This window comes from Luteimonas sp. TWI596 (assembly GCF_039674105.1).
Lineage (GTDB): Bacteria > Pseudomonadota > Gammaproteobacteria > Xanthomonadales > Xanthomonadaceae > Luteimonas.
This window is the reverse complement of record NZ_JBDJMU010000009.1, coordinates 57708-83708: the sequence shown is the minus strand read 5'-3', so window position 1 is coordinate 83708 and position 26001 is coordinate 57708. Positions and strand designations below refer to the sequence as shown.

The 26001-nt window shown below is 68.8% G+C and carries 26 protein-coding genes and 1 tRNA gene; 2 read left to right on the top strand and 25 right to left on the bottom strand.

Annotated features, from left to right (window positions below; all coding sequences use genetic code 11):
* Window positions 1-7: 7 nt before the first annotated feature.
* From nuoK to tpiA, 14 genes are all read right to left on the bottom strand, one after another.
* Window positions 8-334: an NADH-quinone oxidoreductase subunit NuoK gene (nuoK, locus tag ABE487_RS08895; protein ID WP_337245097.1), complete on the bottom strand. Its 327-nt coding sequence runs from the start codon at window positions 332-334 to the stop codon at window positions 8-10.
* Window positions 331-984 (bottom strand): NADH-quinone oxidoreductase subunit J, encoded by a 654-nt coding sequence (locus ABE487_RS08890; protein ID WP_346442314.1) that lies wholly within the window; start codon window positions 982-984, stop codon window positions 331-333. Before ABE487_RS08890 ends, nuoK begins: the two co-directional genes overlap by 4 nt.
* A gap of 3 nt (window positions 985-987) precedes the next feature.
* A complete protein-coding gene (gene nuoI, locus ABE487_RS08885; RefSeq protein WP_183426500.1) occupies window positions 988-1476 on the bottom strand; it encodes an NADH-quinone oxidoreductase subunit NuoI in 489 nt (162 codons plus the stop codon).
* Entirely contained in the window at window positions 1476-2600 is a 1125-nt protein-coding gene (nuoH, locus tag ABE487_RS08880) for an NADH-quinone oxidoreductase subunit NuoH (protein ID WP_346442395.1), read from the bottom strand. The genes nuoI and nuoH overlap by 1 nt, the downstream gene beginning before the upstream one ends.
* 8 nt (window positions 2601-2608) lie before the next feature.
* Entirely contained in the window at window positions 2609-4840 is a 2232-nt protein-coding gene (gene nuoG / locus ABE487_RS08875; protein WP_346447549.1) for an NADH-quinone oxidoreductase subunit NuoG, read from the bottom strand.
* Between the two features lie 103 nt (window positions 4841-4943).
* Window positions 4944-6311: an NADH-quinone oxidoreductase subunit NuoF gene (gene nuoF, locus ABE487_RS08870; protein ID WP_346452087.1), complete on the bottom strand. Its 1368-nt coding sequence runs from the start codon at window positions 6309-6311 to the stop codon at window positions 4944-4946.
* Between the two features lie 14 nt (window positions 6312-6325).
* Window positions 6326-6853 (bottom strand): NADH-quinone oxidoreductase subunit NuoE, encoded by a 528-nt coding sequence (nuoE, locus tag ABE487_RS08865; protein WP_346442311.1) that lies wholly within the window; start codon window positions 6851-6853, stop codon window positions 6326-6328.
* Entirely contained in the window at window positions 6850-8166 is a 1317-nt protein-coding gene (locus tag ABE487_RS08860; protein ID WP_346447550.1) for an NADH-quinone oxidoreductase subunit D, read from the bottom strand. Before ABE487_RS08860 ends, nuoE begins: the two co-directional genes overlap by 4 nt.
* A complete protein-coding gene (locus ABE487_RS08855) occupies window positions 8163-8936 on the bottom strand; it encodes an NADH-quinone oxidoreductase subunit C (protein WP_346442310.1) in 774 nt (257 codons plus the stop codon). Before ABE487_RS08855 ends, ABE487_RS08860 begins: the two co-directional genes overlap by 4 nt.
* Window positions 8929-9507, bottom strand: a complete 579-nt coding sequence (locus ABE487_RS08850) for an NADH-quinone oxidoreductase subunit B family protein (protein WP_346452088.1) — start codon at window positions 9505-9507, stop codon at window positions 8929-8931. Before ABE487_RS08850 ends, ABE487_RS08855 begins: the two co-directional genes overlap by 8 nt.
* Window positions 9498-9854, bottom strand: coding sequence for an NADH-quinone oxidoreductase subunit A (locus tag ABE487_RS08845; protein ID WP_183426507.1), 357 nt, complete (start codon window positions 9852-9854; stop codon window positions 9498-9500). Before ABE487_RS08845 ends, ABE487_RS08850 begins: the two co-directional genes overlap by 10 nt.
* 345 nt (window positions 9855-10199) lie before the next feature.
* A tRNA-Leu gene (locus ABE487_RS08840) sits at window positions 10200-10284 on the bottom strand.
* Between the two features lie 61 nt (window positions 10285-10345).
* Window positions 10346-10780 (bottom strand): preprotein translocase subunit SecG, encoded by a 435-nt coding sequence (gene secG / locus ABE487_RS08835; protein WP_346452089.1) that lies wholly within the window; start codon window positions 10778-10780, stop codon window positions 10346-10348.
* A gap of 39 nt (window positions 10781-10819) precedes the next feature.
* Window positions 10820-11572: a triose-phosphate isomerase gene (gene tpiA, locus ABE487_RS08830; RefSeq protein WP_346442308.1), complete on the bottom strand. Its 753-nt coding sequence runs from the start codon at window positions 11570-11572 to the stop codon at window positions 10820-10822.
* A 173-nt stretch (window positions 11573-11745) separates the two neighbouring features.
* Between tpiA and ABE487_RS08825 the strand changes: the two genes are divergently transcribed.
* Window positions 11746-12459, top strand: coding sequence for a DUF481 domain-containing protein (locus ABE487_RS08825; protein WP_346442307.1), 714 nt, complete (start codon window positions 11746-11748; stop codon window positions 12457-12459).
* Between the two features lie 676 nt (window positions 12460-13135).
* Here the strand turns inward: ABE487_RS08825 and ABE487_RS08820 are convergent.
* The 5 genes from ABE487_RS08820 to trpB form a co-directional block, all read right to left on the bottom strand.
* Window positions 13136-14074 carry a 2-oxoglutarate and iron-dependent oxygenase domain-containing protein gene (locus ABE487_RS08820; RefSeq protein ID WP_346442306.1) on the bottom strand — a complete coding sequence of 313 codons (939 nt, stop codon included), beginning with the start codon at window positions 14072-14074 and terminating at the stop codon, window positions 13136-13138.
* A 17-nt stretch (window positions 14075-14091) separates the two neighbouring features.
* The gene (gene glmM, locus ABE487_RS08815) at window positions 14092-15441 is read right to left on the bottom strand and encodes a phosphoglucosamine mutase (RefSeq protein ID WP_346442305.1); all 1350 of its coding nucleotides are present in this window, start codon (window positions 15439-15441) and stop codon (window positions 14092-14094) included.
* The gene (accD, locus tag ABE487_RS08810; protein ID WP_346442304.1) at window positions 15438-16319 is read right to left on the bottom strand and encodes an acetyl-CoA carboxylase, carboxyltransferase subunit beta; all 882 of its coding nucleotides are present in this window, start codon (window positions 16317-16319) and stop codon (window positions 15438-15440) included. The genes glmM and accD overlap by 4 nt, the downstream gene beginning before the upstream one ends.
* A 79-nt stretch (window positions 16320-16398) precedes the next feature.
* Entirely contained in the window at window positions 16399-17229 is an 831-nt protein-coding gene (trpA, locus tag ABE487_RS08805) for a tryptophan synthase subunit alpha (RefSeq protein ID WP_346452090.1), read from the bottom strand.
* Window positions 17226-18443 (bottom strand): tryptophan synthase subunit beta, encoded by a 1218-nt coding sequence (gene trpB, locus ABE487_RS08800; RefSeq protein WP_346452091.1) that lies wholly within the window; start codon window positions 18441-18443, stop codon window positions 17226-17228. The genes trpA and trpB overlap by 4 nt, the downstream gene beginning before the upstream one ends.
* A gap of 97 nt (window positions 18444-18540) precedes the next feature.
* On the opposite strand from trpB, the gene ABE487_RS08795 reads away from it, so the two are divergent.
* Window positions 18541-19425, top strand: a complete 885-nt coding sequence (locus tag ABE487_RS08795) for a LysR family transcriptional regulator (protein ID WP_346452092.1) — start codon at window positions 18541-18543, stop codon at window positions 19423-19425.
* A 40-nt stretch (window positions 19426-19465) separates the two neighbouring features.
* Here ABE487_RS08795 and ABE487_RS08790 read toward each other — a convergent pair whose 3' ends face one another.
* The 6 genes from ABE487_RS08790 to aroC all read right to left on the bottom strand — a co-directional run bounded on the left by ABE487_RS08790 (window position 19466) and on the right by aroC (window position 25999).
* The gene (locus tag ABE487_RS08790; protein WP_346452093.1) at window positions 19466-20095 is read right to left on the bottom strand and encodes a phosphoribosylanthranilate isomerase; all 630 of its coding nucleotides are present in this window, start codon (window positions 20093-20095) and stop codon (window positions 19466-19468) included.
* On the bottom strand, window positions 20092-20880 hold the full coding sequence (gene truA, locus ABE487_RS08785; RefSeq protein ID WP_346442299.1) for a tRNA pseudouridine(38-40) synthase TruA: 789 nt from the start codon (window positions 20878-20880) through the stop codon (window positions 20092-20094). Before truA ends, ABE487_RS08790 begins: the two co-directional genes overlap by 4 nt.
* 7 nt (window positions 20881-20887) lie before the next feature.
* The gene (locus ABE487_RS08780) at window positions 20888-22690 is read right to left on the bottom strand and encodes a FimV/HubP family polar landmark protein (protein ID WP_346452890.1); all 1803 of its coding nucleotides are present in this window, start codon (window positions 22688-22690) and stop codon (window positions 20888-20890) included.
* Between the two features lie 77 nt (window positions 22691-22767).
* A complete protein-coding gene (locus ABE487_RS08775) occupies window positions 22768-23796 on the bottom strand; it encodes an aspartate-semialdehyde dehydrogenase (protein WP_346442297.1) in 1029 nt (342 codons plus the stop codon).
* A 75-nt stretch (window positions 23797-23871) separates the two neighbouring features.
* On the bottom strand, window positions 23872-24888 hold the full coding sequence (locus tag ABE487_RS08770) for a D-glycerate dehydrogenase (protein ID WP_346452207.1): 1017 nt from the start codon (window positions 24886-24888) through the stop codon (window positions 23872-23874).
* Entirely contained in the window at window positions 24881-25999 is a 1119-nt protein-coding gene (aroC, locus tag ABE487_RS08765) for a chorismate synthase (protein ID WP_346442295.1), read from the bottom strand. Before aroC ends, ABE487_RS08770 begins: the two co-directional genes overlap by 8 nt.
* Window positions 26000-26001 lie beyond the last annotated feature (2 nt).

The following is a 26001-nucleotide window of genomic DNA, read 5'->3' as shown; positions in this document are numbered from 1 at the left end:
GCCCGGCTCAGCCCTTCAGCGTGTCGAGTTCGGCGACGTTGATCGTGCGCCGGTTGCGGAACAGCGTGACCAGGATCGCCAGGCCGATCGCGGCCTCGGCCGCGGCCACGGTCAGGATGAAGAAGACGAAGATCTGGCCGGCGGCATCGCCGTACTCGCGCGAGAACGCGACGAAGTTGATGTTGACCGCGAGCAGCATTAGCTCGATCGACATCAGCAGGATGATCACGTTCTTCCGGTTGAGGAAGATGCCCGCCACGGAAATGCAGAACAGCACCGCGCCCAGCGACAGGTAGTGGCCCAGCGACAGGCCGGTTCCGAACAGCTCGGTCATTTCGCTTCTCCCTCGGTCGGCAGGTCGCCGGCATCGGCCGGCCCCTCGACCACCGGACGCACCGCGTCCATCTTGACCACGCGCATACGGTCCTTGGCACGCACGCGCGCCTGCTCGCCCGGGTTCTGGTGCTTGGCGCCCGGACGGCGGCGCAGCGTCAGCGTCACCGCGGCGATCACCGCAACGGTGAGGATCACTGCGGCGACCTCGAACGGCAGCAGGAAGTCAGTGAACAGCCGGCGGGCCAGCCACACCGTGTTCGAGGCCCCGGCCGCGTCGACCGCATCGACCGCGAATGGCGTCATGCGGCTGCGCACGCCGATCAACGCGAGGATCTCGAGCAGCATCACCACCGCCACGATCAGGCCGACCGGCAGATAGCGCACGTAGCCTTCGCGCAGCGGCGCGACATCGATGTCGAGCATCATCACCACGAACAGGAACAGCACCATCACAGCGCCGACATAGACCAGCACCAGGGCGATACCGAGGAACTCGGCGCCGATGAGCAGCCAGGTGCAGGCGGTGGAGAAGAACGTCAGCACCAGGAACAGCGCCGCATGCACCGGGTTGCGGGCGCTGATCACCGCAACCGCGGACATCACGGTCGTCGCGGCGAAGACGAGGAAGAAGATCAGGGCGAGGTCCATGGCTTACCTGTACGCGGAGTCGGCGGCGCGGCGTTCGGCGATCTCGGACTCGAGACGGTCGCCGATGGCCAGCAGCTGCGGCTTGGTCACGATGTTCTCGCCGCGGTTCTCGAAGTGGTACTCGTGGATATGCGTCTCGACGATCGAATCCACCGGGCACGACTCTTCGCAGAACCCGCAGTAGATGCACTTGAACAGGTCGATGTCGTAGCGCGTGGTGCGGCGGGTGCCGTCGGCGCGCTGCTCCGAATCGATCGTGATCGCCAGCGCCGGGCACACCGCCTCGCACAGCTTGCACGCGATGCAGCGCTCCTCGCCGTTGGGATAGCGGCGCAGCGCATGCAGCCCGCGGAAGCGAGGCGACTGCGGCGCCTTCTCCATCGGGTACATCAGCGTGTACTTGTCCCGGAACAGATACCGGAACGTCAGTGCCATGCCGCCGAGCAATTCGAGCAGCAGCAGGCTCCTGAACCATGCAACGAACTTGCCCATCACTGCCCTGCCTCGAATACACCGAAGTACGCCATCAACGCGGTGACCACGATCCAGCCGATGCTGATCGGGATGAACACCTTCCAGCCCAGCCGCATGATCTGGTCGTAGCGATAGCGCGGGAACGACGCGCGGAACCAGATGAAGCAGCTGGCGAAGAAGAACACCTTCGCAAACAGCCACCACCAGCCGTCGACCGCCAGCCATTCGAGCACCGGCACGCCGTCGAACCAGCCCTGGAACGGCGACAGCCAGCCGCCAAGGAAGAACGTCGCGGTCAGGAAGCTGATCAGGATCATGTTCGCGTACTCGGCCAGGAAGAACAGCGCGAACGCCGACCCCGAGTATTCGACCATGTGACCTGCGACGATCTCCGACTCGCCCTCGACGACGTCGAACGGCGAGCGGTTGGTCTCGGCGACACCGGACACGAAATAGATCACGAACAGCGGCAGCATCGGCAGCCAGAACCAGTCGAACAGGCCCTTGCCGCCGGACTGCGCCATGACGATCTCGCTCAGATTCAGGCTGCCGGCGCCGACCATCACGCCGACCAGCGCGAAGCCCATCGCGATCTCGTAGCTGATCATCTGCGCCGAGGCGCGCATCGCGCCCAGGAACGCGTACTTGGAGTTCGACGCCCAGCCGGCCAGGATGATCCCGTAGATGCCCAGGCTGGTCATCGCCAGCAGGTACAGCAGGCCCGCATTGGCGTTCGACAGCACCAACTGGGTATCGAACGGCACCACCGCCCAGGCCGCGAATGCCGGCGCAAGGGTGATCAGCGGCGCCAGCACGTACAGCACGCGCTGCGCGTTGGTCGGCTGGATGACTTCCTTGAACAGCAGTTTGAAGACGTCGGCGAAGGCCTGGAAGATGCCCATGCCGACGTACATCGGCCCGTGACGCACGTGCATCCAGCCGATCAGCTTGCGCTCCCAGACCACGTAGAACGCCACGGCGATGATCACCGGCATCGCGATCACGAGGATCTTGAGCACGATCCACAGCACCGCGCCGATGCCGCCCAGCGACAGCAGGGCCTCGTGCAGCGGCGCGGTGAGATCGCCGAGCAGCGTTGCAGTGTTCGTGACGCCGGCCTGCGAAGTGCCGGCTTGCAACATAGGCATGCTCATGCCGCCACCACCTTGACCTTGCCGGCCACCAGCGCCGCGGTGGCGCCGTAGCCCGATTCGATCCATGCCGCACCGAGCGCGACGCGATCGTCGACGACGACCTGCAACGTGCCGGTGCCCACTGCGTTAGTGACCTTGGCCATGCGTCCGTCGGCCACCCCATGCGCCGAGGCGTCATCGGGATGCAGCGCGATGCGCGGACCCAGGGTCAGCGGATGGGACTGCAACGCCGCAGCGCGACGGGTCAGCGCATCGACCCGGTAGATCGCCTGGGTCACCGCCAGCTCGAGCCCGTCGCCGTCCACCGTCGGGGCCGCGGAGGCCGCAACCGCCACGGTCCGCGGCTGCAGGCTGGCACGCAGGCCGGCCAGATCGGTGAACTCGAAGCCCGGCACCGCCAGCTCGCCGCCGAGCGCACGCAGCACACGCCAGCCCGCCCTGGCATCGCCCGGCAGCTTGCCCGCTGCGGTCGCATGCTGCGCGCGTCCGTCGAGGTTGGTCAGCGTGGCATCGATCTCGGCGAGCGCGCCGATCGGCAGGATCACGTCGGCGACGCTGCGGGTGGATTCGCAGGCGAACTGGCTGAAGGCCACGACCTGGGCTGCACCCAGTGCCTGCATCGCCTGCGCCGGATCGGCGAAGTCCAGGCCCGGCTCGATGCCGTAGATCACATAGGCGCCGCGACGCTGCGCAAGCATCGCGTTGGCATCGCGCGTGGTCGGCAGCACGCCGGCCGCCGTCAGGCCAACCGCGTTCGCGCCCTGCGGGATCCGGCACAGCGCGGCCCCGGTCGACTGCGCGAGCGCGGCCGCGGCCTTGCGGATGTCGGCGGCGTGCGCGCTGGCTTCCGCCTGCGCGCCGACGATGATCGCCGCATGCGCGGCGCCGCGCAGTGCGTCGGCGAGCTCGCCGACCTGCAGCGTCTGGGCGATACGCGACGGCGGCACGATGGCCTTGTCGGCGATGTCGAAGGTGAACTCGAAATCGACCGGATTGACGACGTAGACCTTCGCGCCGCGCTTCCATGCCTGGCGCACACGGTGGTGCAGCAGCGGCACTTCGTGGCGCAGGTTGGATCCGACGATCAGCACCGCGTCGGCCTTGTCGAGCTCGGCGACCGGCATCGCGAAGGCTTGCGCGACGGCGCCGTCGGACAGGTCGCGCTGGGCGATGCGGTGGTCGAGGTTGCCCGTACCCAGGGCATCGGCCAGACGCGCCAGCAGCGCGCCCTCCTCGTTCGAGGTGGCCGGATGCACCAGCATGCCGAGTTCGTCGGCCGGGTTGTCGCGCAGGATCCGGGCCGCGCGCGTGAGCGCCTCGTCCCAGGTCGCCTCCCGCCACTGGCCACCGTCCTTGATCTGCGGATGCAGCGCCCGGTCCTCGGCCGCCAGCCCCTGATGCGAATAGCGATCGCGATCCGACAGCCAGCACTCGTTGACCGCTTCGTTGTCACGCGGCACCGCCCGCATCACTTCACCGCGGCGCAGATGCAGGAACAAGTTGCTGCCCAGCGCGTCATGGCCGCCGAGCGACTCGCGCGCGATCAGTTCCCACGGCCGCGCGCGGAAGCGGAAGACCTTGTTGGTCAGCGCGCCGACCGGGCACACGTCGATGACGTTGCCCGACAGTTCGGTCGTCAGCGGCTTGCCGTCGTAGGTGCCGATCTGCAGGTTCTCGCCGCGCTGCATGCCGCCCAGCTCGTAGGTGCCGGCGATTTCGGCGGTGAAGCGGATGCAGCGCGTGCACTGGATGCAGCGCGTCATCTCGGTGGCGACCAGCGGACCGAGGTCTTCGTCGGGCACCACGCGCTTGCGCTCAGCAAAACGGCTGACCGAGCGGCCGTAACCCAGCGACAGGTCCTGCAGCTCGCACTCGCCACCCTGATCGCAGATCGGGCAATCGAGCGGATGATTGATCAGCAGGAACTCCATCACGTTGCGCTGCGACTTGAGAGCCTTTTCGCTGCGCGTGACGACCTTCATGCCGTCCATCACCGGCGTGGCGCAGGCCGGCGCCGGCTTGGGCATCTTTTCGACTTCGACCAGGCACATCCGGCAGTTCGCCGCGATCGCCAGCTTGTCGTGATAGCAGAAGCGCGGGATCGCGATGCCGGCCTTGTCGGCGGCCTGGATGATCATCGAGCCCTTGGGCGCGGCCAGCTCGACGCCGTCGATGAAGACGGTGACGTGGTCGGGCGGCAGATTCGGATTCACAGGTTGCGCGCTCATGCGGCGACACCCTTCAACATTGCGACGACGCCCCTCGAGTCGAGGGGCTGGGCGCGTTCGCGCGACGCGCGAATGCGTCCGGGGAGCTGGAGACGTGCTGCGCTCATGCGGCCACCGCCTTCGCCACCACGGTGCCGTTGCGCTGATCGTCGACCAGGAAGCGCCGGTTGACGATCGCGTACTCGAACTCGTCCCAGAAGTGGCGCAGGAACCCCTGCACCGGCCACGCAGCGGCCTCACCGAACGCGCAGATGGTGTGTCCCTCGATCTGGCCGGCGGCCGCCCGCAGCATCTGCAGGTCGTCGACGGTCGCCTTGTGTTCGGCGATGCGGGTCAGCATGCGGTACATCCAGCCGGTGCCCTCGCGGCAGGGCGTGCACTGGCCGCAGGACTCCTTGAAGTAGAAACGGGCGATGCGCTGACAGGCGCGCACCATGCAGGTGGTCTGGTCCATCACGATGACCGCACCCGACCCCAGGCCCGAACCGGCCTTCTGGATCGCGTCGTAGTCCATCGTCAGACCCATCATCGTCTCGCCCGGCAGCACCGGCATCGACGAGCCGCCCGGGATCACCGCCTTGATGCGGTGCCCGTTGCGCATGCCGCCGCACAGGTCGAGCAGTTCGGAGAACGGCGTGCCCAGACGGATCTCATGGTTGCCAGGACGCGCGACGTGGCCGGAGACCGAGAAGATCTTGCAGCCGCCGTTGTTGGGCTTGCCCAGGTTCAGGAACCACTCCGGGCCGTTGCGCACGATCGCCGGCACCGAGGCGTAGGTCTCGGTGTTGTTGATCGTGGTCGGCTTGCCATACAGGCCGAAGTTGGCCGGGAACGGCGGCTTGAAGCGCGGCTGGCCCTTCTTGCCTTCGAGCGATTCCATCAGCGCGGTTTCCTCACCGCAGATGTAGGCGCCCGCGCCGAGCGCGTTGTAGATGTCGATATCGATGCCCGAACCGAGCACGTTCTTGCCCAGCCAGCCATTAGCGTAGGCCTCGGCGGTGGCTTCCTCGAGATGCTCGAACGGCTCGTGGTGGAACTCGCCGCGCAGGTAGTTGTAGGCCACGCTCGAGCCGGTCGCGTAGCAGGCGATCGCCATGCCCTCGATGACCGCGTGCGGGTTGTAGCGCAGGATGTCGCGGTCCTTGGCGGTGCCGGGCTCCGACTCGTCGGAGTTGCAGAGGATGTACTTCTGCATCTCGCCCTTGGGCATGAAGCTCCACTTCAGGCCGGTCGGGAAGCCCGCGCCGCCGCGGCCGCGCAGGCCCGACTGCTTGACCATCTCGATGACGTCGGCCGGCGGGATCTTCTCTTCGAGGATCTTGCGCAGCGCGCTGTAACCACCCGTCTTGAGGTAGTTCTCGTAGCTCCACGGCTTGTCGAAATGCAGCGTGGTGTAGACCGCCTGGTGTTCCTTGGGCGCAGGCCCGACGGGCCCGTAGCCTTCAGAAGACTTGGGATGGTGATGTGCCATGTCCGCGCGTTGCCCTACTTCAGACCATCGAGCAGCTCGTCGACCTTCTCGGGCGAGAGCTTCTCGTGGTAGTGACCGTTGATGACCACGACCGGCGCGCCGCAGCACGCGGCGACGCATTCTTCCTCGCGCTTGAGGAAGACGCGGCCGTCGGCCGTGGACTCGCCCAGCTTGCAGCCGAGCTTCTTCTCGGCGTGCGCAACCAGGTCCTCGGCGCCGTTGAGCCAGCAGCTGATGTTGGTGCAGAAGGCGACGTTGTTGCGGCCGACCTTCTCGGTTTCGAACATCGAGTAGAACGTCGCGACTTCGTAGGCCCACACCGGCGGCAGGTCCAGGTACTTGGCGACACCGGCGATGATCTCGTCGGTGAGATAACCGCCATTCTGCTCCTGCGCCGCGAACAGGCCCTGCAGCACCGCCGAACGCTTGCGGTCGGGCGGGAACTTGGTCAACCAGTGGTCGATGTGCGCGCGGGTGTCCTCGCTGAGCACGACCATCGGGTCGACGTTGCGGGCGTTCTCGAAATTTCCGGTCGCCTTCATCGGTCGACTTCTCCGAACACGATGTCGTAGGTGCCGATCATCGCGACGACGTCCGAGAGCATGTGGCCCTTGGTGATCGCGTCCATCGACGAGAGATGCGCAAAGCCGGGCGCGCGCAGATGCACGCGGAACGGCTTGTTCGCGCCGTCGGAGACCAGGTAGCAGCCGAACTCGCCCTTGGGCGCTTCGACCGCGCTGTAGGTCTCGCCCTCGGGCACGCAGTAGCCCTCGGTGAACAGCTTGAAGTGGTGGATCAGCGCTTCCATGTCGTCCTTCATCTCCGCACGGGAGGGAGGCGACACCTTGTAGTTGTCGAGCATGACCGGGCCGGGGTTGGCCTTCAGCCACGCGACGCACTGGGCGATGATCCGTGCCGACTGGCGCATCTCGAAGACGCGGACCAGGTAGCGGTCGTAGCAGTCACCGTTGACGCCGACCGCGATATCGAAGTCGACATCGGCATAGCGCGCATACGGCTGGGTCTTGCGCAGATCCCACTCGATGCCCGAACCACGCAGCATCGGGCCGGTCATGCCCCAGGCCATCGCCTGTTCGGGCGGGATGACGCCGATGCCGACGGTGCGCTGCTTCCAGATGCGATTGTCGGTGAGCAGGGTCTCGTACTCGTCGACGCGGCTGGGGAAGTCCTTGGCGAACGCCTCCAGATAGTCGAGCATCGAGCCCTCGCGCCAGGCATTGAAGCGCTTGAGCTTTTCGCCCTTGCGCCAGCGCGATTCCTTGTACTGCGGCATGCGCTCGGGCAAGTCGCGGTAGACACCGCCGGGTCGGTAGTAGGCCGCATGCATGCGCGCGCCCGAGACCGCCTCGTAGACGTCCATCAGCTCCTCGCGCTCGCGGAACGCATAGAGCATCACCGCCATCGCCCCCAGATCGAGCGCGTTGGAGCCGATCCACATCAGGTGATTGAGGATCCGCGTGACCTCGTCGAACAGGGTGCGGATCCACTGCGCGCGCTCGGGCGCCTCGATGCCCATCAGCGTCTCGATGGCGCGCACGTAGGCGTGCTCGTTGCACATCATCGACACGTAGTCGAGGCGGTCCATGTAGCCGATCGACTGGTTGAACGGCTTGGACTCGGCCAGCTTCTCGGTCCCGCGATGCAGCAGGCCGATATGCGGATCGGCGCGCATCACCGTTTCGCCGTCCATTTCCAGGATCAGGCGCAACACGCCATGCGCGGCCGGATGTTGCGGGCCGAAGTTGAACGTGTAGTTGCGGATCTCCTGCTTGAGGACATCCGCGCTCGGCGTGGTGTTCGCCTGGTGCAGGGAGGTAGTCGGCACGGCACTCATTTGGCGTCCTCCGCGCGGCGGGCCATCTGCTCGCCGCTGGCGGTCGCGTAGCGGGCATCGTCGCGGATCACGCGCGGCACGCCGACGCGCGGCTCGACCGAGGTCACCGGCTCGTAGACCACGCGCTTGCGCTCGGCGTCGTAACGCACTTCGACGTTGCCGATCAACGGGAAATCCTTGCGGAACGGATGACCGACGAAGCCGTAGTCGGTCAGGATGCGGCGCAGGTCCGGATGGCCTTCGAAAATCACGCCAAACAGATCGAACGCCTCACGCTCGAACCAGTCGGCGACCGGCCATAGCCCGGTCAGCGAGGAGACGACCGGCAGGTCGTCGCTCGGCGCGAAGCAGCGCACCGTCAGGCGGCGGTTGTGGCGGATCGACAGCAACTGCGCGACCACGACGAAGCGACGCTGCGGGACCGGGATCTCGGCGGTCGCATCGGGCTGGCCGACCTGGCGGCTCGGCGCCTCGCCGAAGCGGAAGCGCCCCGGACCACGACCTTCGACGCCGCGGCTGAAGCCCTCGGAGGACACCTCGGTGTCCCACTCATCGCTGCCGTAGCCCAGATAGTCGACGCCGCACAGGTCGATCAGCGACTCGAAGCCGAACTCCTCGCGCAGCACGCGACAGGTGTCGAGCCAGTCGCCGGCGGTGGTGATCGCCACCTCGCCACGCGGCAGCGCGACGGCGACCTCGGCATCTGCAAAGCGGGTGCGCAGGCGCGCGGCGAATGCGCTCGCCGATTCCCGAACAGGTTGGTCACGCATCGCGCAGCCCCGTCTTCTCTTCGCCGAAATTGGTGGCGCGGCGGATCTTCTTCTGCAGCTGCAGGATGCCGTAGACCAGCGCCTCGGCCGTCGGCGGACAGCCCGGCACGTAGACGTCGACAGGCACGATGCGGTCGCAGCCGCGCACCACGGAATAGGAATAGTGGTAGTAACCGCCACCATTGGCGCAGCTGCCCATCGAGATGACCCACTTCGGGTCGGGCATCTGGTCGTAGACCTTGCGCAGTGCCGGCGCCATCTTGTTGACCAGGGTGCCGGCCACGATCATCACGTCGGACTGGCGCGGGCTGGGACGGAACACCACGCCGTAGCGGTCCAGGTCCAGACGCGCCGCGCCGGCGTGCATCATCTCGACCGCGCAGCAGGCCAGGCCGAAGGTCATCGGCCACATCGAGCCGGTCCGCGCCCAGTTGAGCAGCGCGTCGGAACTGGTCGTGACGAAACCACGCTCGAGCAGCGGATTCTCGCCTTCGGGGCGCAGGATGTCGTCGACCCGGCCTTCCGGCAGCGGGTTGTTCATCAGGCGCGCAACGGTCTGGCTCACTCCCATTCCAGCGCTCCCTTCTTCCACACGTAGATGAAGCCGAGCAGCAGCATGCCGGCGAAGATGCCCATCTCGATCAGGCCGAGCATGCCGAGTTCGCGGAACACGGTGGCCCAGGGCACGATGAAGATGATTTCCAGATCGAAGACGATGAACTGGATGGCGATCAGGTAGTAGCGCACATCGAACTGCATGCGCGCGTCCTCGAATGCTTCGAATCCGCACTCGTAGGGCGACAGCTTCTCCAGCGACGGGCGCTTGGGCCCGAGCAGGTTGCCAACGACCAGCAAGGCGATGCCGATCCCCGTGGCAACGATCAGGAACAGCAGGGTCGGCAGATATTCGGCCAGCACTGGATTGTTCTCTCGGCTACAGCCGCACGATCGCGGCCTTGGCTCGACGTCGTGACGTCGCACTCACAAGGCGCCTGGGCGCCTCACGCATATCGGGGACCGCCGCCTTGGCGACGCCTCCACCGATCCCCCTAATTGTACCGTTTTCAGAACTGGCGAGTAAACGATTACCCCGGCGGACACAGCATTTCGACCGCCCGCAGCGCGCCGAGCACGGGCCGACCGGACCCACGCCGCAAGATCCCGCCCCAACGACGCCCAAGCGCGCCCGATGCAAACGAAAAACCCCCGCTTTCGCGGGGGCTTTTCGCCGGTGCGACACCGTGTGCCGACGTCCGTACTTCCTGGTGCCCAAGGGGGGACTCGAACCCCCACGACCTAAGCCGCTACCACCTCAAGGTAGTGCGTCTACCAATTCCGCCACCTGGGCAAACCTGAAACTTTCCCGGCGCGATACCGAAGCGCTCGGGAGCCGCGCATTGTAGCGTGAATTATTCCGTCTGGGGAGCCTGCGGTGCAGGGTCCTGCGCCGGCGCCGACGGCACGGTCGCGGCATCGGCCGGCGCCTGCGGAACCGCATCCGAGGCCGCAGGCGCTGCGGGCACGGCGGCATCGCCCTGCGGCGCTGTCGGAACGGCCGGCACCTGCTGCGCGCCCATCACGCCCAGATCCATGTCCAGCGCATTGGGGTTGGCGCGATGCATCGCGTACCAAGCCATGAACAGGGTGATCGAGAAGAACGAGATCGCCAGCCACTTGGTGGCCTTGGACAGGAAGTTCGACGAACCGCGTGCGCCGAAGACCGTGGCCGAGGCGCCGCCGCCAAAGCCCGAACCGGCCGACGCGCCGGCGCCGCGCTGCATCAGGACCAATGCAATCATCGCGATCGCGATGATGACAAACAGAATGTTGAAGACGAACAGCATTGCGTGGGCGCTCGCAGAACGTGTGGTACGAGGGGCCGCTCAGCGCGCGGCTGCAGCGACGATGGCCAGGAAATCGGCGGCCGACAGCGAGGCTCCGCCGATCAACCCGCCGTCGACATCCGGCTGCGCGAACAGCTCGGCCGCGTTGGCGGGCTTGACGCTGCCGCCATACAGGATCGGCAACGAATCGGCGATCTTAGCATCCCGTGCCGCGATTTCGCTACGGATGAAGGCGTGGACGGCCTGGGCCTGGTCCGGGGACGCGGTCCGGCCGGTACCGATCGCCCAGACCGGCTCGTAGGCGACCACCGCGTCGGCGAAGGCGGCCGCGCTGACCAGATCGAGCACCGGGCGCAGCTGGGCGGCGATGGCGTCCTCGGTGAGGCCCGCGTCGCGATGCTGCAGCGATTCGCCGACACACAGGATCGGCCGCAGCCCCGCGTTGACCGCCGCCAGGAACTTGCGCCCCACATGCTCGCTGCTCTCATGGTGGTACTGCCGGCGCTCGGAATGGCCCACCAGCCCGAAGCGCGCGCCGACATCGACGAGCATCGTCGCCGAAACCTCGCCGGTATAGGCGCCTTCCTGGTTGCTGCTGACATCCTGGGCACCGAACGCGACGCCCTGGGCACCGGCGAAGGCTTTGGCCAAATCGCCCAGATAGGGCAACGGCGGCAGGATCACCACCTCGACCCCTGGCGTAGGGGTCGCGGCGATCCGCGACACGAGCGCGCTCGCGAATTCGCGACTGCCATGCAGCTTCCAGTTGCCGGCGACGATGCGTGGACGCATGGGGCGATCCTCATGAATGCGGAACAGGGGATTCTAGGCGCTGGACCCCGCAGGGCATAGCGCAAGCGCCCTACCGGGCTTCAAAGCGCGTCCTTCACATTGCAGAATACGCACAGCCGGCAGTTGCCGGCTTTTTTCGTTCCGCGACACACCTGCGATTACTGGAGTCCTGCATGCGCCCCTACCCCATCCTCACCGCCCTGGCTTGCTGCCTCGCACTCGCCCCCGCCCACCTCCTGGCTGCCGACGGCTGGAGCGGCACCGGCGAACTCGGCGTGGCGATCTCCAAGGGCAATACCGACAGCGAAACCGTCGTCGGCAAGCTCGCGCTCGCCCGCGAGGATGCGCTGTGGAAGCATGCCGTGAACGCCGCATTCCTCTACGGCACCGCCGACGACGTCGAGAATGCGCGCCGTTACGAGTTGTTCGGTTCGTCCGGCTACCGACTCGGCGAGCGGCACTATCTGTTCGGGTCGGCACGCAACGAACGCGACCATTTCAGCACCAACGAGTACCAGACCACGGTCGCGGGCGGCTACGGTTTCGAGGCGTTCATGGACGAGCGCACCAAACTGGTGTTCGAGATCGGCCCCGGCTACCGCTGGGCCAAGGAGCAGGACGTGCGCGTGCACAACAACGAGGCGATCGTCCGCGGCTTCATGGACTTCAGCCACCAGCTCAACGACAGCACCCGCCTCTACGACATCCTGCTGATCGAATCGGGCAGCGACAACACCTTTGCCCGCAACGAGCTCGGCGTGCAGGTGAAGATGACCGACGCCCTGGCGCTGAAGGCCGGCTTCGAGATCCGCCACAACACCGAAGTCACCGACGACCGCCAGCGCACCGACCGTCTGACGACGGTGAACGTGGTGTACGGGTTCTGAGAGGCTTTTGATGGGTGCAGGGGCGATCCGAAGGGGCAACAACGCCCGAAGAAGGTTCTCCGCCGAGATCAGGGGATCCTACTTCTGCTCGCTCGATCATGGGGCCATCTCCGGAGCGAGCGTCGCGCCGGCCGGGGACTGCTCCCCGGCTCGGTCAGCCCGCTCCGCGGTCCGGCCCGGCGAAGCACGCCGGGCGTTCGTGTGGGCTGCGCGGCATGCCGCGCGAGCAGCCCGCACTCACCCATGGCTGACTCGCCACCGCGGGCCATCCATGGCCCGCTATCGCAATCCCCGACCAGCACGACGCACTGAGGCCGACAGTGCGCGACTTCTTCCAGCGGGCGACTTCACATCCACCCGAAGTCGGGTTGCAAACGTCTATGGCAGCGGACTGACAGCCGGTGGCCGCGTCGAGCGCGCCATGGAGGGCGCGCGCCCGAGTCAAGGCAGGGCGAGCATGGATGGCCTGCGCGGCACTGCCGCGCATCCATGCGAACGCCACGCGTGCTTCGCGTGGCCGGACCGCGAAGCGGCCTTGACCGAGGGAAGAGCGGCTTCCGACTGACAGGCCGGTGCCCATCCGAAGTGGACTCTCATCCGCAGTTGAGAGAAGCACCAAAAGAAACGGCGCCCAAAAGCGCCGTTTCAAATCAGCTATAACGCATCGCGAATCTCGTTACTTGAGCTTGATCTCGCGCAGCCGCTCCTCGAGATAGCCCTGGGCGGTGATCGGCTCGGGATAGCGGCTCGGATTGTCGGCGGTGACCGTCGAGGGCAGCACGTCGATCACGAAGTCCGGATTGGGATGCAGGAAGAACGGGACCGAGTAGCGCGGCTGGCGTGCGGCCTCGCCCGGCGGATTGGTCACCCGGTGGGTCGTCGACGGATACACGTGATTGGTCAGGCGCTGCAGCATGTCGCCGATGTTGACCACGATGGTGTCGGCGTCCGAAGTGAACGGCACCCACTCGCCCTCGCGCGAACGCACTTCCAGCCCGGCAGCACTGGCACCGACCAGCAGCGTGATCAGGTTGATGTCCTCGTGCGCGCCGGCGCGCACATTCGGGATGTCATCGGCGGTGATCGGCGGATAGTGGATCGGGCGCAGGATCGAGTTGCCGAAGTCGGTCTTGTCGGCGAACCAGTCCTCGGGCAGGCCGATGTGCAGCGCCAGCGCCGACAACACCCGCGCGCCCAGCGCGTCGAGCGCCTGGTACAGCCCGTAACCGTGCTCGCGGAAGCCCGGCACCTGGGATGGCCACAGGTTGGGCGGCATCACGTCGCGATACTTCGAATCGTCGGGAATCTCGCGGCCGATGTGCCAGAACTCCTTGAGATCGAAGTGCTTCGCGCCCTTGGCGGTCTCCACACCGAAAGCGGTATAGCCCCGCGCGCCGCCGCCGCCGGGCACGTGGTACTGCAGCTTGGTCGCCTCGGGCAGCGCGAAGAACGCCTTGAAGACATCGTAGGCGGCATCGATCTGCGGCTGCGCAATGCCATGACCCTTGATCCCCGCAAAGCCCCACTGCCTGTAGGCGGCGCCGAGTTCGGCGACGAAGGCGTCTCGGTCTGTGTCGAAGCGTCGGATGTCGAGGGTCGGAATGCGGGCGGTCATGACAGGGTCTCCAGGCATCAGGCAGCGGCCGCGCGCACGGCGTCGGCCAGTCGATCGAGTGTGGTTTGCATCAACGCGGCATCGTCGGCCTCGACGGTCACGCGCACGACCGGCTCGGTGCCCGACGGCCGCAGGAACGCGCGGCCGCGGCCCTCGACCGCCGTCTGCGCCTGCACCAGTGCAGCCTGCACCGACGGCGCCTGGGCCGGCTTCGCATCGCCCGTATAGCGGACGTTGACGGTGCGCTGCGGCACCTTGACCAGGCCGTGCAGCGCCTGTTGCAGCGAAACGCCACGACGGCGCAGCACTTCGAGCACCTGCAGCGCACTGATGATGCCGTCGCCGGTGCTGGCGCGATCCAGGCACAGCAGGTGACCGGAGGTCTCGCCGCCGAGCACGCCGTCGTGCTCGATCAGCGCCTGGTGTACGTAGCGATCGCCGACCTTGGCGCGCAGGAAGCCGATTCCGGCCTCGCCGAACGCGCGCTCCAGGCCATAGTTGCTCATCAGCGTGCCGACGACCGGCCCTTGCAGGCGGCCCTGCTGCTGCCAGTCGCCGGCCAGCACGTACAGCAGGTCGTCGCCGTCGCGCACGGTGCCGTTGCTGTCGACGAACAGCACGCGGTCGCCATCGCCGTCGAAGGCGATGCCGAGGTTCGCACCGCTGTGGCTGACGCGTGCGGCCAGGCCTTCGGGATGGGTCGAACCGACGCCGTCGTTGATGTTGACGCCATTGGGCTCGGCGCCGATCACCTCGACCTGGGCGCCGAGTTCGCGCAGCACGATCGGCCCGACCTGGTAAGTCGCGCCGTTGGCGCAGTCGACGACGATGCGCATGCCATCGAGGTCGAAACCGCGCGGCACCGAGGCCTTGCAGGCCTCGACATAGCGGCCGACCGCATCGCGCGTGCGCACCGCCTTGCCCAGCCGCTCCGACGCCACGGTGCGGAATGGCTGGTCGAGCGCGGCCTCGATCGCCAGTTCGGTGGCATCGTCGAGTTTCTCGCCCTGCGCGCTGAAGAACTTGATGCCGTTGTCGTGGTGCGGGTTGTGCGAGGCGGAGATCACGATACCGCCGTCGGCGCCGAGCGAGCGCGTGAGGTGCGCGACCGCAGGCGTGGGCATCGGCCCCATCAGCTGCACATCGACGCCGGCTGCGACCAGACCGGCCTCGAGCGCGGCCTCGAACATGTAGTTGGAGATCCGCGTGTCCTTGCCGATCACCACTTGCGGGCGCCGCCAGTCGGCGCCGCGCGCGCGCAGCGAATGGCCGTAGGCATTGCCCAGGCGCAGCACGAAATCGGCCGAGATCGAGCCTTCGCCCACCCGGCCGCGAATGCCGTCTGTGCCGAAGTATCTGCGGCTCACGCGGCGGCCTCGACTGGCGCGTCCTGCCGGGTCAGCAGCGCCAGCAGGTGTGCGATGCGCGGACGCAGTTCGCGGCGGTCGCAGATCTGGTCGATCGCGCCGTGCTCGAGCAGGAACTCGCTGCGCTGGAACCCCTCGGGCAGGGTCTCGCGCACGGTCTGCTCGATCACGCGCGGACCGGCGAAACCGATCAGCGCCTCGGGCTCGGCCATGTTGATGTCGCCGAGCATCGCGAACGACGCCGAGGCACCGCCGAAAGTCGGATTGGTCAACACCGAGATGTACGGCAGGCCGGCGTCGCGCAAGCGGCCGAGGGCGGCCGAGGTCTTGGCCATCTGCATCAGCGAGAACATGCTCTCCTGCATGCGCATGCCGCCGCTGGCGGCGAAGCTCACGAACGGGGTACCGGCGGCCAGCGCCTGTTCGGCGGCGCGCGCGAACTTCTCGCCGCCGACCGAGCCCATCGAGCCGCCCATGTAGGCGAAGTCCATTGCGCTGGCAACGATCGGGCGCTGCAGCAGCGTGCCTTGCATCGCAACCAGGGTGTCGCGCTCGCCGGTCGAGCGCTGCGCGGCCTTGATGCGGTCCGAATACTTCTTCTGGTCCTTGAACTTCAGGATGTCGGTCGGGCCGAGATCGGCCGCGATCTCCTGCGTGCTGCCCGGATCCAGGAACGCCTTCAGGCGCGCGCGTGCGCGAATCGGGCGGTGGAAACCGCACTTGGGGCAGACCTCGAGGTTCTCTTCGAGTTCGGGGCCGTAGAGCACGGCGCTGCAGCGCTCGCACTTCTCCCACAGGCCCTCGGGGACGCTGCGCTTGCGGACCGCGGCGGCATCGGTGCGGATGCGCGGCGGCATGATCTTCTGCAACCAGGACATGGCTCGTGTACTCCCGCCGGCCCGTACGGGGCCGCGAAGCGCGGAAGTGTAACCGACGGCCGGGGCCGGGCCGCGCCGTTCAGGCAGCGTCGAGCGCGGCCCGCAACGGCGCCAGGAACGCCCCGGCGCGACGCGCGGCTTCGCCCGGATCGGCGGCCTCGGCAATCTCGGCGACCAGGGCGCTGCCCACGACCACGCCATCGGCGTCGGCCGCCATTGCCGCGGCCCCGGCAGCATCGCGGATGCCGAACCCGGCGACGACCGGCGCGTGGCTGGCCCGGCGCAGCGCCTGCAACCGGGTCGAGGCCTGCGTCGGATCGAGCCGGTCGGACGCACCAGTGACCCCGGCGAAGCTGACGTAGTACAGGTAGCCCTGCGCCTGGGCGCACAGGGTCTCGATGCGGGCGGCATCGGTCGTCGGCGAGGCCAGCAGGATCAGCGCCAGCCCTTGGGCATCGAAGGCGGCGCGGTACTCGCCGGCCTCCTCCGGGGGCAGGTCCACCAGCAGCACGCCGTCGACGCCGGCATCGCGCGCCTGCGCAGCGAAGGCCACCGGGCCGCGGATGTCGACCGGATTGAGATAGCCCATCAGCACGACCGGCGTGGCGACATCCTTCGCCCGGAACGCACGTACCGCATCGAGCACCCAGGCCATGCCCGCGCCACGCTGGAGTGCGCGTTCGGAACTGCGCTGGATCGTCGGGCCGTCGGCCATCGGGTCGGAGAACGGCACGCCCAGTTCCAGGATGTCCGCGCCCGCGTCGACCAGCGCATGCATCACAGGCACCGTCGCCTCCAGCGACGGATCGCCGGCGGTGACAAACGGGATCAGCGCCTTGCGGCCGCTGGCGCGCAACGCGGCGAAGCAGGCGTCGAGGCGGGACGTGCGAGATCCGGTGGCCGCGCTCACAGCGTGAACCCCTCGCGCCCGGCGATCGTGTGCACGTCCTTGTCGCCACGGCCCGACAGATTCGCGAGCACGATCGCGTCCTTGGGCAGTTCGCGCGCGAGCTTGATCGCCTGGGCGATCGCATGGCTGGATTCGAGTGCAGCGAGGATGCCCTCGGTCCGGGCGAGCTGGTGGAACGCGGCCAACGCTTCGTCGTCGGTGACGCCGACGTACTGCGCGCGGCCGGCGTCGGCCAGGAACGCATGCTCGGGGCCGACGCCCGGGTAGTCGAGGCCGGCCGAGACCGAGTGGGTCTCGGTGATCTGGCCGTCGTCGTCGCAGATCACATAGGTTCGGTTGCCGTGCAGCACACCTGGCCGGCCGGCCGCGATCGAGGCGGCGTGGCGCCCGGTCGCGATGCCGTCGCCAGCAGCCTCGGCACCGACGATGCGCACATCTCGGTCGTTGAGGAAGGCATGGAACAGGCCGATCGCGTTGCTGCCGCCGCCCACGCACGCAGTGATCGCGTCGGGCAGCCGCCCGTACTCGGCGAGCATCTGCGCGCGCGCCTCGCGGCCGACGATGGCATTGAAGTCGCGCACCATGCGCGGGTACGGGTCGGGGCCGGCGACGGTGCCGATGATGTAGAAGGTGTCGGCGATGTTCGTGACCCAGTCGCGCATGGCCTCGTTGAGCGCGTCCTTGAGCGTCGCCGAGCCCGAGGTCACCGGCACCACCTGCGCGCCGAGCAGGCGCATGCGGTAGACGTTGATCTTCTGCCGCTCGATGTCGGTCGCGCCCATGTAGACCACGCATTCAAGCCCGAGGCGCGCGGCGACAGTCGCCGAGGCCACGCCGTGCTGGCCGGCGCCGGTCTCGGCGATGATCCGGGTCTTGCCCATGCGGCTGGCGAGCAGCGCCTGGCCGATGGTGTTGTTGATCTTGTGCGCACCGGTGTGGTTGAGGTCCTCGCGCTTGAGCAGGATGCGCGCTCCGCCGACCGCGTCGCTGAGCCGCTGCGCGTGATAGATCGGACTGGGCCGACCGACGTAATGCGCGAGGTCAGCGTCGAACGCCTGCTGGAAAGCGGGATCGACCTTCGCGGCATCGTAGGCGGCCGCGAGCTCGGCGACCGGCCCGACCAGCGTCTCGGCGATGAAGCGCCCCCCGTAGCGACCGAAGTGGCCGGCGGCATCGGGATAGGCGTGGAAGTCGGTGATCGGAGCGTTGGACATCGAACAGACACGGCGGAGATGATGGCTTGCACTCTAGCGCACACGTCCAGGCCCAGGAACCGATAAGATCTGACCATTCCGTCAGGAAATCTCACAGATGACCGATGCCGATCTGCCGTCGCTCAATGCCGTGCGTGCATTCGAGGCCGCCGCCCGGCTGGGTAGCCTCACCCGGGCCGCCGAGGCCCTGCACGTGACCCACGGCGCGGTCAGCCGCCAGGTGCGACTGCTCGAGGACGCGCTGGGCACACCGTTGTTCGTGCGTGCCGGCCGCGGCCTGCGGCTGACGCCGGCCGGGGAACGCCTGCGCGACGCGGCCGGCGATGCCTTCGCGCGCCTGCGCGGCGCGGTCGCGACGATCCGGCACACGCAGGGCGATGCCGCATTGGTGCTCGGTTGCCCGGGCAGCCTGGTCGCACGCTGGATGATCCCGCGCCTGCCGCGGCTGGCCGGGGCGTTGCCTGAGCTGCGCTTGCACCTCTCGCCGCACGAGGGCGCGTTTCCACCCAAGCTCGCCGGCTTCGATGCTGCGCTGCTGATCGGCCAGGCGCCTTGGCCTGCCACCTGGCGCGTGCGCCCGCTGGCGCCCGAACGCGTCGGGCCGGTGATCAGCCCACGGCATCCGGAGGTCGCGCGCCTGCGCACGCTCGCGCCAGACGCCCTGCTGCGCGAGCCGCTGCTGCACACGATCTCCCGGCCGCAGGCCTGGCCCGCCTGGGCCGCCGCCGCGGGCGCAGCGCCACCCCAGGCCCTGGGCACGGGATTCGAGCATCTCTACTTCTTGCTCGAGGCCGCGGTCGCCGGGCTCGGCGTCGCGATCGCGCCGCAGGAACTGGTCGCCGACGATCTCGCTGCCGGCCGCCTGCTCGCCCCCTGGGGCTTTGCCACCACCGGCGCGCAGTGGGTGCTCGCGAGCCCGCGCGACGGCGACGATGCGCGCGCCGACGCCCTGGCGGACTGGCTGTCGCGGGAACTGGCATGACCACCGCGCGCAAGCGTCGCCAGCCCTGCGCCGAACCCGGCTAGGACGCGATCCCCCGCACCGCCGCCACGAACGCACGCATGCGCTCGGCGTCCTTGCAGCCGGGTGCCGATTCGATCCCGCTCGACACGTCGACCCCCGCCGGCCGCGCGGTCGCGATCGCCTGTGCCACATTGGCGGCATCCAGGCCACCCGCCAGCCAGAACGGCCGGTCGAGCGTCGCGGGCAGCGCCGCCCAGTCGAAGCGCGCGCCGCCGCCGCCCGGCTCGCCGGCCGCATGGCCGTCGAACAGGAACGCCGCGGCATCGGGCCAATCGGCGAGCGTGCGCAACGCGGTAGCCGGATCGCCGCCCATCGCGATCGCCTTCCAGTAAGGCCGCCCGAAGCCACGACAGAATGCGGCGTCCTCGTTGCCGTGGAACTGCAGCACGTCGGGGGCCAAGCCCTCGACGATCGCCGCGACCTCGGCAGCGGCGTTGTCCATCGTCAACGCGACCACCTGCACCTGTGGCGGCACGATCGCGCGCAGCGCCTGGGCCCGATCGAGATCGAGCCGGCGCGGGCTGCGCGCCGCGAACACGAAGCCGACATGGTCGACGCCGAGTGCGACCGCAGTCTCGACGTCCTCGCGCCGGGTCAGCCCACAGAATTTGATCTGGACCGCACTCATGGCGTTAGCGTGACCTCCGCCGGCAGCTCCCACTCCGGCGGATACAGCGGCCCGAGGAACACCAGGCCGGCGGCAGGGGCGGTCGGGCCAGCGAGACGTCGATCGCGGCCGGCCAACACCTCGGCGATCCAGCTTTCCGGCTGCGCCCCGGCACCGACTTCGAGCAGCGAGCCGACGATGTTGCGGACCATGTGGTGCAGGAACGCGTTGGCCTGCACCTCGACGACGACCTCGTCGCCATCGCGGCGGACCGCGATGCGCTGCAGGTCGCGGCGCGCGTGCGGCGCCTGGCAGTGCACGGTGCGGAATGCGGAGAAGTCCTGCTCGCCGACCAGCGCCTGCGCCGCACGATGCATCGCCGCCGCGTCGAGTGGCCGCAGTTCCCACGACAGGTATTGCCGGTGCAGCGCCGGGCGCACCTGGCGGTTGAGGATGCGGTAGCGGTAATGCCGCGCGCGCGCGGAGAAGCGCGCATTGAATGTCTCGGGCACTGGCTGGCACCAACGCACGCTGACCTGCGGCGGCATCAGCGTGGTCGCACCGAGCATCCAGGCGCGCGGCGCGCGCGCAGCGTCGGTATCGAAATGCACGACCTGGCACTGCGCGTGGACGCCGGCATCGGTGCGCCCGGCGCACACGGTGGCCACCGGATGCGCGGCGATCTTCGACAGCGCCGTCTCCAGCGCGGCCTGCACCGACTCCTGCCCGCCCTCGCCGGCCTTGCTCAGCCGTTGCCAGCCCAGAAAGCCGTTGCCGTCGTACTCGACGCCCAGCGCGAATCGCATCGCGCGATCAGCCGAGTGTGCGCAGCAGGCGCGCGGCCTCGGCCGCGGCGACCGGGTCGCCGCCATCGACCACATCCTGCAGCAGGCTGCGCGCGGTCTCGACATCGCCCAGATCGATGTAGGCACGGGCGAGTTCCAGACGCTCGATGCCGGGCGGCGGCTCGACCGCATCGCCGCGATCGAGCTCGACCGGGGCAGACACATCTGGCGCTGCCGCAGGCGCGGCGTCGGCCGCCGAAGGCGCATCGCCGACATGCCAGGTCGGCCCACCTGCGGCCGGCACAACAGGCGCAGGTCCCGGCGCTGCGGCAGGCGGCGCCGACCGCGCGAACGCGGGCACAGCGTCGGCCGGCTGCGCGGCGGTCGGCGAGCCGTCCGCGGCACTTGGGGTCGTCCGCGCCGGTGCCGCCCGGCGGCCACGGCGACCGAGCAGGAATGCGAGCGCGCCGACCACCAGCAGCGCCGGGGCCAGCCACAGCCAGGACCAGGGCGCGCCCTGCGATGCCGTGGCCGCGTCCAGACGCTGCTGCGCAGCCGCGAGGTCGGCCTCCTTCATCTCGATCAGCCGCTGCTGCTGGCGTTGCAACTGCTCCAGATCGTCGAGCCGGGACCGCAGTTCGGCAAGTTCGGCGTCGCGCGAGATCGCGGCTTCTTCGGCCTGGTGCGGGTCCTGACGCAGCATGTCTCCTCCAGCGCCGGCCGCGATGCCCGACTGTGTCGCCGCCGACGCAGCGTCGCCGACCGGCGGTGTGATCTCAAGCCGGGCCGATGGCGCAGCAATCGCCGCCGGTGCAGCACGGGGCGCAGTTGGTGACGGCGTCGTGGCGGCGGGCGTCGCCGTCGCGACCGACGACCCGGCCTCGGCCGGTGCAGACGCGGGCCGGCGCATGTCGCGCCACTGCCCCACCTGCTGGCGCACCAGCGCATCGGCCTCGGCGGTGCCGGCCTCGGCCCAGTCATCGCGCGGGGGCACGCGCAACACGGCGCCTTGGCGGATCAGGTTGAGATTGCCGCCGATGAAGGCATCGGGGTTGTGCCGCAGCAGCAACACCATCGCCTGGTTGACGCTGATGCCGGCCTCGCGCGCCAAGGGCGCGGCGATCGTCGACAGCGTCTGGCCGGGGCGGACGGCCGGCAGCGTCTGCGCGCGATCGGCGGTCGCCGGCTGGACCGCGTTGGCTGCGGGCGGCGCAGGCGCGGGCCTGGGCGCTGCACGCACCGGCGGCGCGGGCGCCGGCGGCTGCGCCTGTTGTGTCGCGCCTTGCGCCTGTGCCTGCACCGGGCCGGTTCCAGCGGGCGTGTCGGCGGCAGCAGCGGCCGGCGGCCGCACGATCGCATCGGCCGGCACGGCGACCGGCGCCTGGATCGCCGGCTGCGCTTCGGCCGCGACGGTGTCGGGGACCGCGAGCAGCGCCGAGTACTCGCGCACCAGCTTGCCCTGCCCCCAATCGACCTCGACCAGGAAAGCGAGCGCCGGTTGCTGCACCGGTGCGGCACTGGTGACGCGGATCACCGGCCGGCCACGGGCATCGAGCGCGACGCCGAAACGCAGGTCCGACACCACGCCGCGCGGCGGCGCCAGGCCGATGCGGGCGAAGGTCTCCGGAGACGCCAGCCGGGCCTGCAGTTGGCGCAGTTCGGCCGGGTCGCTGGAGATCACCGGAATCTCGGCCAGCAAGGGTTCGCCCTGCTGCGAGCGGACCTCGATGCGCCCCAGTCCCAGCGCCAACGCTGGCCCGGCGACGCCCAGCAACACGCTCGCCACCAGCAGGGGCTGCACGATGCGCGACACGATCTTCCCCCGATCCATCGGACGACTGTAGCGGCCGGCCGCTGCGCTGCGCAACGTCGGCGACGTCGCGCCCGGCGAGCAGCCAGCGCGCATGCTCAGCGCTCCGCTGCGACCAGTTCGGCCACCTGCACCGCATTGAGCGCGGCGCCCTTGCGGATGTTGTCCGAGACGATCCACAGGTTCAGGCCGTTGGGATGCGAGAGATCCTCACGGATGCGGCCCACGAACACCGCGTCGCGGCCGGAGGCGTGAGTGACCGGGGTCGGATAGCCGCCCGCGCGCCGCTCGTCGACGACCTCCACGCCGGGCGCCTGCGCCAGCAGCGCACGCGCCGCCTCGACAGTGAGCTTGTCGCGCGTTTCCACCGCCACCGCTTCGGAGTGTCCATAGAACACCGGCACGCGGACCGCAGTCGGGTTCACCAGGATGCTGTCGTCGCCGAGGATCTTGCGCGTCTCCCAGACCAGCTTCATTTCCTCCTTGGTGAAACCGTTGTCCAGGAAGTCGTCGATGTGCGGGATCAGGTTGAAGGCGATCTGCACCGGGAACTTCTGCGGGTCGAGATCGCGGAAGTTCAGCAGGTCGCCGGTCTGGCGGCCGAGTTCCTCCATCGCCGAGCGCCCCGCGCCCGAGACCGACTGGTAGGTGGCGACGTTGATCCGCACGATGCCCGCCTGCCGGTGCAGCGGCGCCAGTGCGACCAGCATCTGCATGGTCGAGCAGTTGGGGTTGGCAATGATGCCGCGCGGGCGATTGCGGGCCGCCTCGGGATTGACCTCGCTGACCACCAGCGGCACGTCATCGTCGTAGCGGAACGCCGAACTGTTGTCGATGACGACCGCACCGGCCGCGGCGAACTTCGGTGCGTACGCCTTGCTCGTATCGCCGCCGGCCGAGAACAGCGCGATGTCGACGCCGGTCGGGTCGAACGTCGCCAGGTCCTGCACGACGATGTCCTCGTCGCCGAACTTGACGGTGGTGCCGGCCGAGCGCTCGCTCGCCAGGGCGACGAGTTCGGACACCGGGAAATCGCGTTCGGCGAGGATCGACAACATGGTGTCACCGACGGCACCGGTGGCACCGACGACAGCGACGCGGAAGGCGCGGGAGGGAGACTGGGACATGACAGGCACTCTCGAAAAAGGGGACGTGGGAGACGCGGGCACTGATCGGGGTTCGGGGAACCGCTCGCCGGGAACTCAGGCGGTTCCCGGTCGTTTCGCATCCTGGCCGGCCGGCGCGATCGGGCTCGGCGGATGACCGGCATCGGGGCCGGCGCCCAGTGCGGCGATCAGGTTGTCCACCGCCAGCGCGACCATCGCCCGGCGCGTGGCCAGGCTGCCGCTGGCGATGTGCGGGGTCAGCACCACGTTGTCGAGCGCGAGCAAGCGCGGGTCGACGTCGGGTTCGCCTTCGAACACGTCGAGCGCCGCCGATGCCAGGCGGCCATGCGCCAACGCGTCGGCCAGCGCGCCCTCGTCGACGATGCCGCCGCGGGCGATATTGGTCAGCGTCGCCGTCGGCTTCATCCGCGCCAGCGCGGCCGCATCGACGATGTGGTGGCTGGCAGCCGAGTACGGCAACACCAGGACCAGGTGGTCGGCCTGCGCGAACAGCGCATCGAACTCGACGTAATGCGCGTTGCAGCTGCGCTCGACCTCCGCCGGCAGGCGGCTGCGATTGTGGTAGCACACGCGCATGTCGAAACCGGCGGCGCGCCGGGCGATGCCCTGCCCGATCCGCCCCATGCCCAGGATGCCCAGCGTACTGCCGTGCAGATCGGCGCCCAGCAGGCCCTTGAAGTTCCAGCCCTGCCAGCGGCCCGCGCGCAGGTGGCGTTCGGCCTCGGTGATACGGCGCGCGGCGGCCATCATCATCGCAAAGCCGAAGTCGGCGGTGGTCTCGGTCAGCACGTCGGGCGTATTGGTCGCGACGATGCCGCGCGCGTGCAGCGCGGCGATATCGAGATTGTTGTAGCCCACGCCGACATTGGCGATCGCACGCAGGCGCGGCGCCGCGGCGATCTCGGCCTGGCCGATGCGCTCGTTGAGGGTCACCAGCGCGCCGTCGGCGTCGCGCAACGCGGCGGCGACCGCGGCCGCGTCGTGCTCGACGACCGAGAGCACCTGCACGACATCAAAGTGTGCATGCAGCCGCGCGACGATGTCGTCGAACAGCGGCTGCGCGACCCAGACCCGCGGACGCGGCTCAGCCATCGAGGCGCCCCGGGATCCGCGGCCCGACCTCGCCGACATCGCCGCACTGCGCGCGATGGCGCAGGGCCTGGTCCATCAGCACCAGCGCCAGCATCGCCTCGCAGATCGGCGTGGCGCGGATGCCCACGCACGGATCGTGGCGGCCGGTGGTCACCACCTCGACGACGTTGCCGTCGACGTCGACGCCGTCGGCCGGCAGGCGCAGGCTCGACGTCGGCTTGAACGCGGTCGAGACCACGATCTGCTGGCCGGTGCTGATGCCACCGAGCACGCCGCCGGCATGGTTGGATGCGAAGCCGGCCGGCATCATCAGGTCGCGGTGCACGCTGCCGCGCTGGGCGACCGCTGCGAAGCCGTCGCCGACTTCCACGCCCTTGACCGCATTGATCGACATCATCGCCGCCGCCAGGTCGCCGTCGAGCTTGCCGTAGATCGGCGCGCCCCAGCCCGGCGGCACGCCGTCGGCGACCACGGTCACGCGCGCGCCGACCGAATCGCCGGACTTGCGCAAGGCATCCATGTAGGCCTCGAGCTCGGGCACCTGCGCCGCATCCGGCCAGAAGAACGGGTTGGCCTCGACCACGGCCCAGTCGATCGCCTGGGGGTCGGACACCGACGGCTTGAGTTCGCCCAGTTGCGACAGCCAGCCGTGCACCTGGACCCCGTGGCGCTGCGCGAGCCACTTCTTGGCGATCGTGCCCGCCGCCACGCGCATCGTCGTCTCGCGCGCCGACGAACGTCCGCCGCCGCGCGGATCGCGGATGCCGTACTTCTGCCAATACGCGTAATCGGCATGGCCGGGCCGGAACTGCGCGGCGATGTTGGCGTAGTCCTTGCTGCGCTGGTCGGTATTGCGGATCAACAGCGCGATCGGCGTCCCGGTGGTGGTGCCTTCGTAGACGCCGCTGAGGATCTCGACGGCATCGGCCTCGCGACGCGCCGAGGTGTGCCGGCTCTTGCCGGTCGCCCGGCGCGCCAGATCATGGACGAAATCCTCAGGCGCGAGCGCGATGCCCGGCGGGCAGCCATCGACCACGCAGCCGATCGCCGGCCCGTGGCTCTCGCCGAAGGTCGTGACGCTGAACAGCTGGCCGAAACGATTGCTGGACATGG

Bases quoted from the DNA above. Each gene is read 5' to 3' on its own strand.
- nuoK (WP_337245097.1), bottom strand. From the start codon at position 334: ATGACCGAGCTGTTCGGAACCGGCCTGTCGCTGGGCCACTACCTGTCG.
- ABE487_RS08890 (WP_346442314.1), bottom strand. From the start codon at position 984: ATGGACCTCGCCCTGATCTTCTTCCTCGTCTTCGCCGCGACGACCGTG.
- nuoI (WP_183426500.1), bottom strand. From the start codon at position 1,476: ATGGGCAAGTTCGTTGCATGGTTCAGGAGCCTGCTGCTGCTCGAATTG.
- nuoH (WP_346442395.1), bottom strand. From the start codon at position 2,600: ATGTTGCAAGCCGGCACTTCGCAGGCCGGCGTCACGAACACTGCAACG.
- nuoG (WP_346447549.1), bottom strand. From the start codon at position 4,840: ATGAGCGCGCAACCTGTGAATCCGAATCTGCCGCCCGACCACGTCACC.
- nuoF (WP_346452087.1), bottom strand. From the start codon at position 6,311: ATGGCACATCACCATCCCAAGTCTTCTGAAGGCTACGGGCCCGTCGGG.
- nuoE (WP_346442311.1), bottom strand. From the start codon at position 6,853: ATGAAGGCGACCGGAAATTTCGAGAACGCCCGCAACGTCGACCCGATG.
- ABE487_RS08860 (WP_346447550.1), bottom strand. From the start codon at position 8,166: ATGAGTGCCGTGCCGACTACCTCCCTGCACCAGGCGAACACCACGCCG.
- ABE487_RS08855 (WP_346442310.1), bottom strand. From the start codon at position 8,936: ATGCGTGACCAACCTGTTCGGGAATCGGCGAGCGCATTCGCCGCGCGC.
- ABE487_RS08850 (WP_346452088.1), bottom strand. From the start codon at position 9,507: ATGGGAGTGAGCCAGACCGTTGCGCGCCTGATGAACAACCCGCTGCCG.
- secG (WP_346452089.1), bottom strand. From the start codon at position 10,780: ATGCTGTTCGTCTTCAACATTCTGTTTGTCATCATCGCGATCGCGATG.
- tpiA (WP_346442308.1), bottom strand. From the start codon at position 11,572: ATGCGTCCACGCATCGTCGCCGGCAACTGGAAGCTGCATGGCAGTCGC.
- ABE487_RS08825 (WP_346442307.1), top strand. From the start codon at position 11,746: ATGCGCCCCTACCCCATCCTCACCGCCCTGGCTTGCTGCCTCGCACTC.
- ABE487_RS08820 (WP_346442306.1), bottom strand. From the start codon at position 14,074: ATGACCGCCCGCATTCCGACCCTCGACATCCGACGCTTCGACACAGAC.
- accD (WP_346442304.1), bottom strand. From the start codon at position 16,319: ATGTCCTGGTTGCAGAAGATCATGCCGCCGCGCATCCGCACCGATGCC.
- trpB (WP_346452091.1), bottom strand. From the start codon at position 18,443: ATGTCCAACGCTCCGATCACCGACTTCCACGCCTATCCCGATGCCGCC.
- ABE487_RS08795 (WP_346452092.1), top strand. From the start codon at position 18,541: ATGACCGATGCCGATCTGCCGTCGCTCAATGCCGTGCGTGCATTCGAG.
- ABE487_RS08790 (WP_346452093.1), bottom strand. From the start codon at position 20,095: ATGAGTGCGGTCCAGATCAAATTCTGTGGGCTGACCCGGCGCGAGGAC.
- truA (WP_346442299.1), bottom strand. From the start codon at position 20,880: ATGCGATTCGCGCTGGGCGTCGAGTACGACGGCAACGGCTTTCTGGGC.
- ABE487_RS08780 (WP_346452890.1), bottom strand. From the start codon at position 22,690: ATGGATCGGGGGAAGATCGTGTCGCGCATCGTGCAGCCCCTGCTGGTG.
- ABE487_RS08775 (WP_346442297.1), bottom strand. From the start codon at position 23,796: ATGTCCCAGTCTCCCTCCCGCGCCTTCCGCGTCGCTGTCGTCGGTGCC.
- ABE487_RS08770 (WP_346452207.1), bottom strand. From the start codon at position 24,888: ATGGCTGAGCCGCGTCCGCGGGTCTGGGTCGCGCAGCCGCTGTTCGAC.
- aroC (WP_346442295.1), bottom strand. From the start codon at position 25,999: ATGTCCAGCAATCGTTTCGGCCAGCTGTTCAGCGTCACGACCTTCGGC.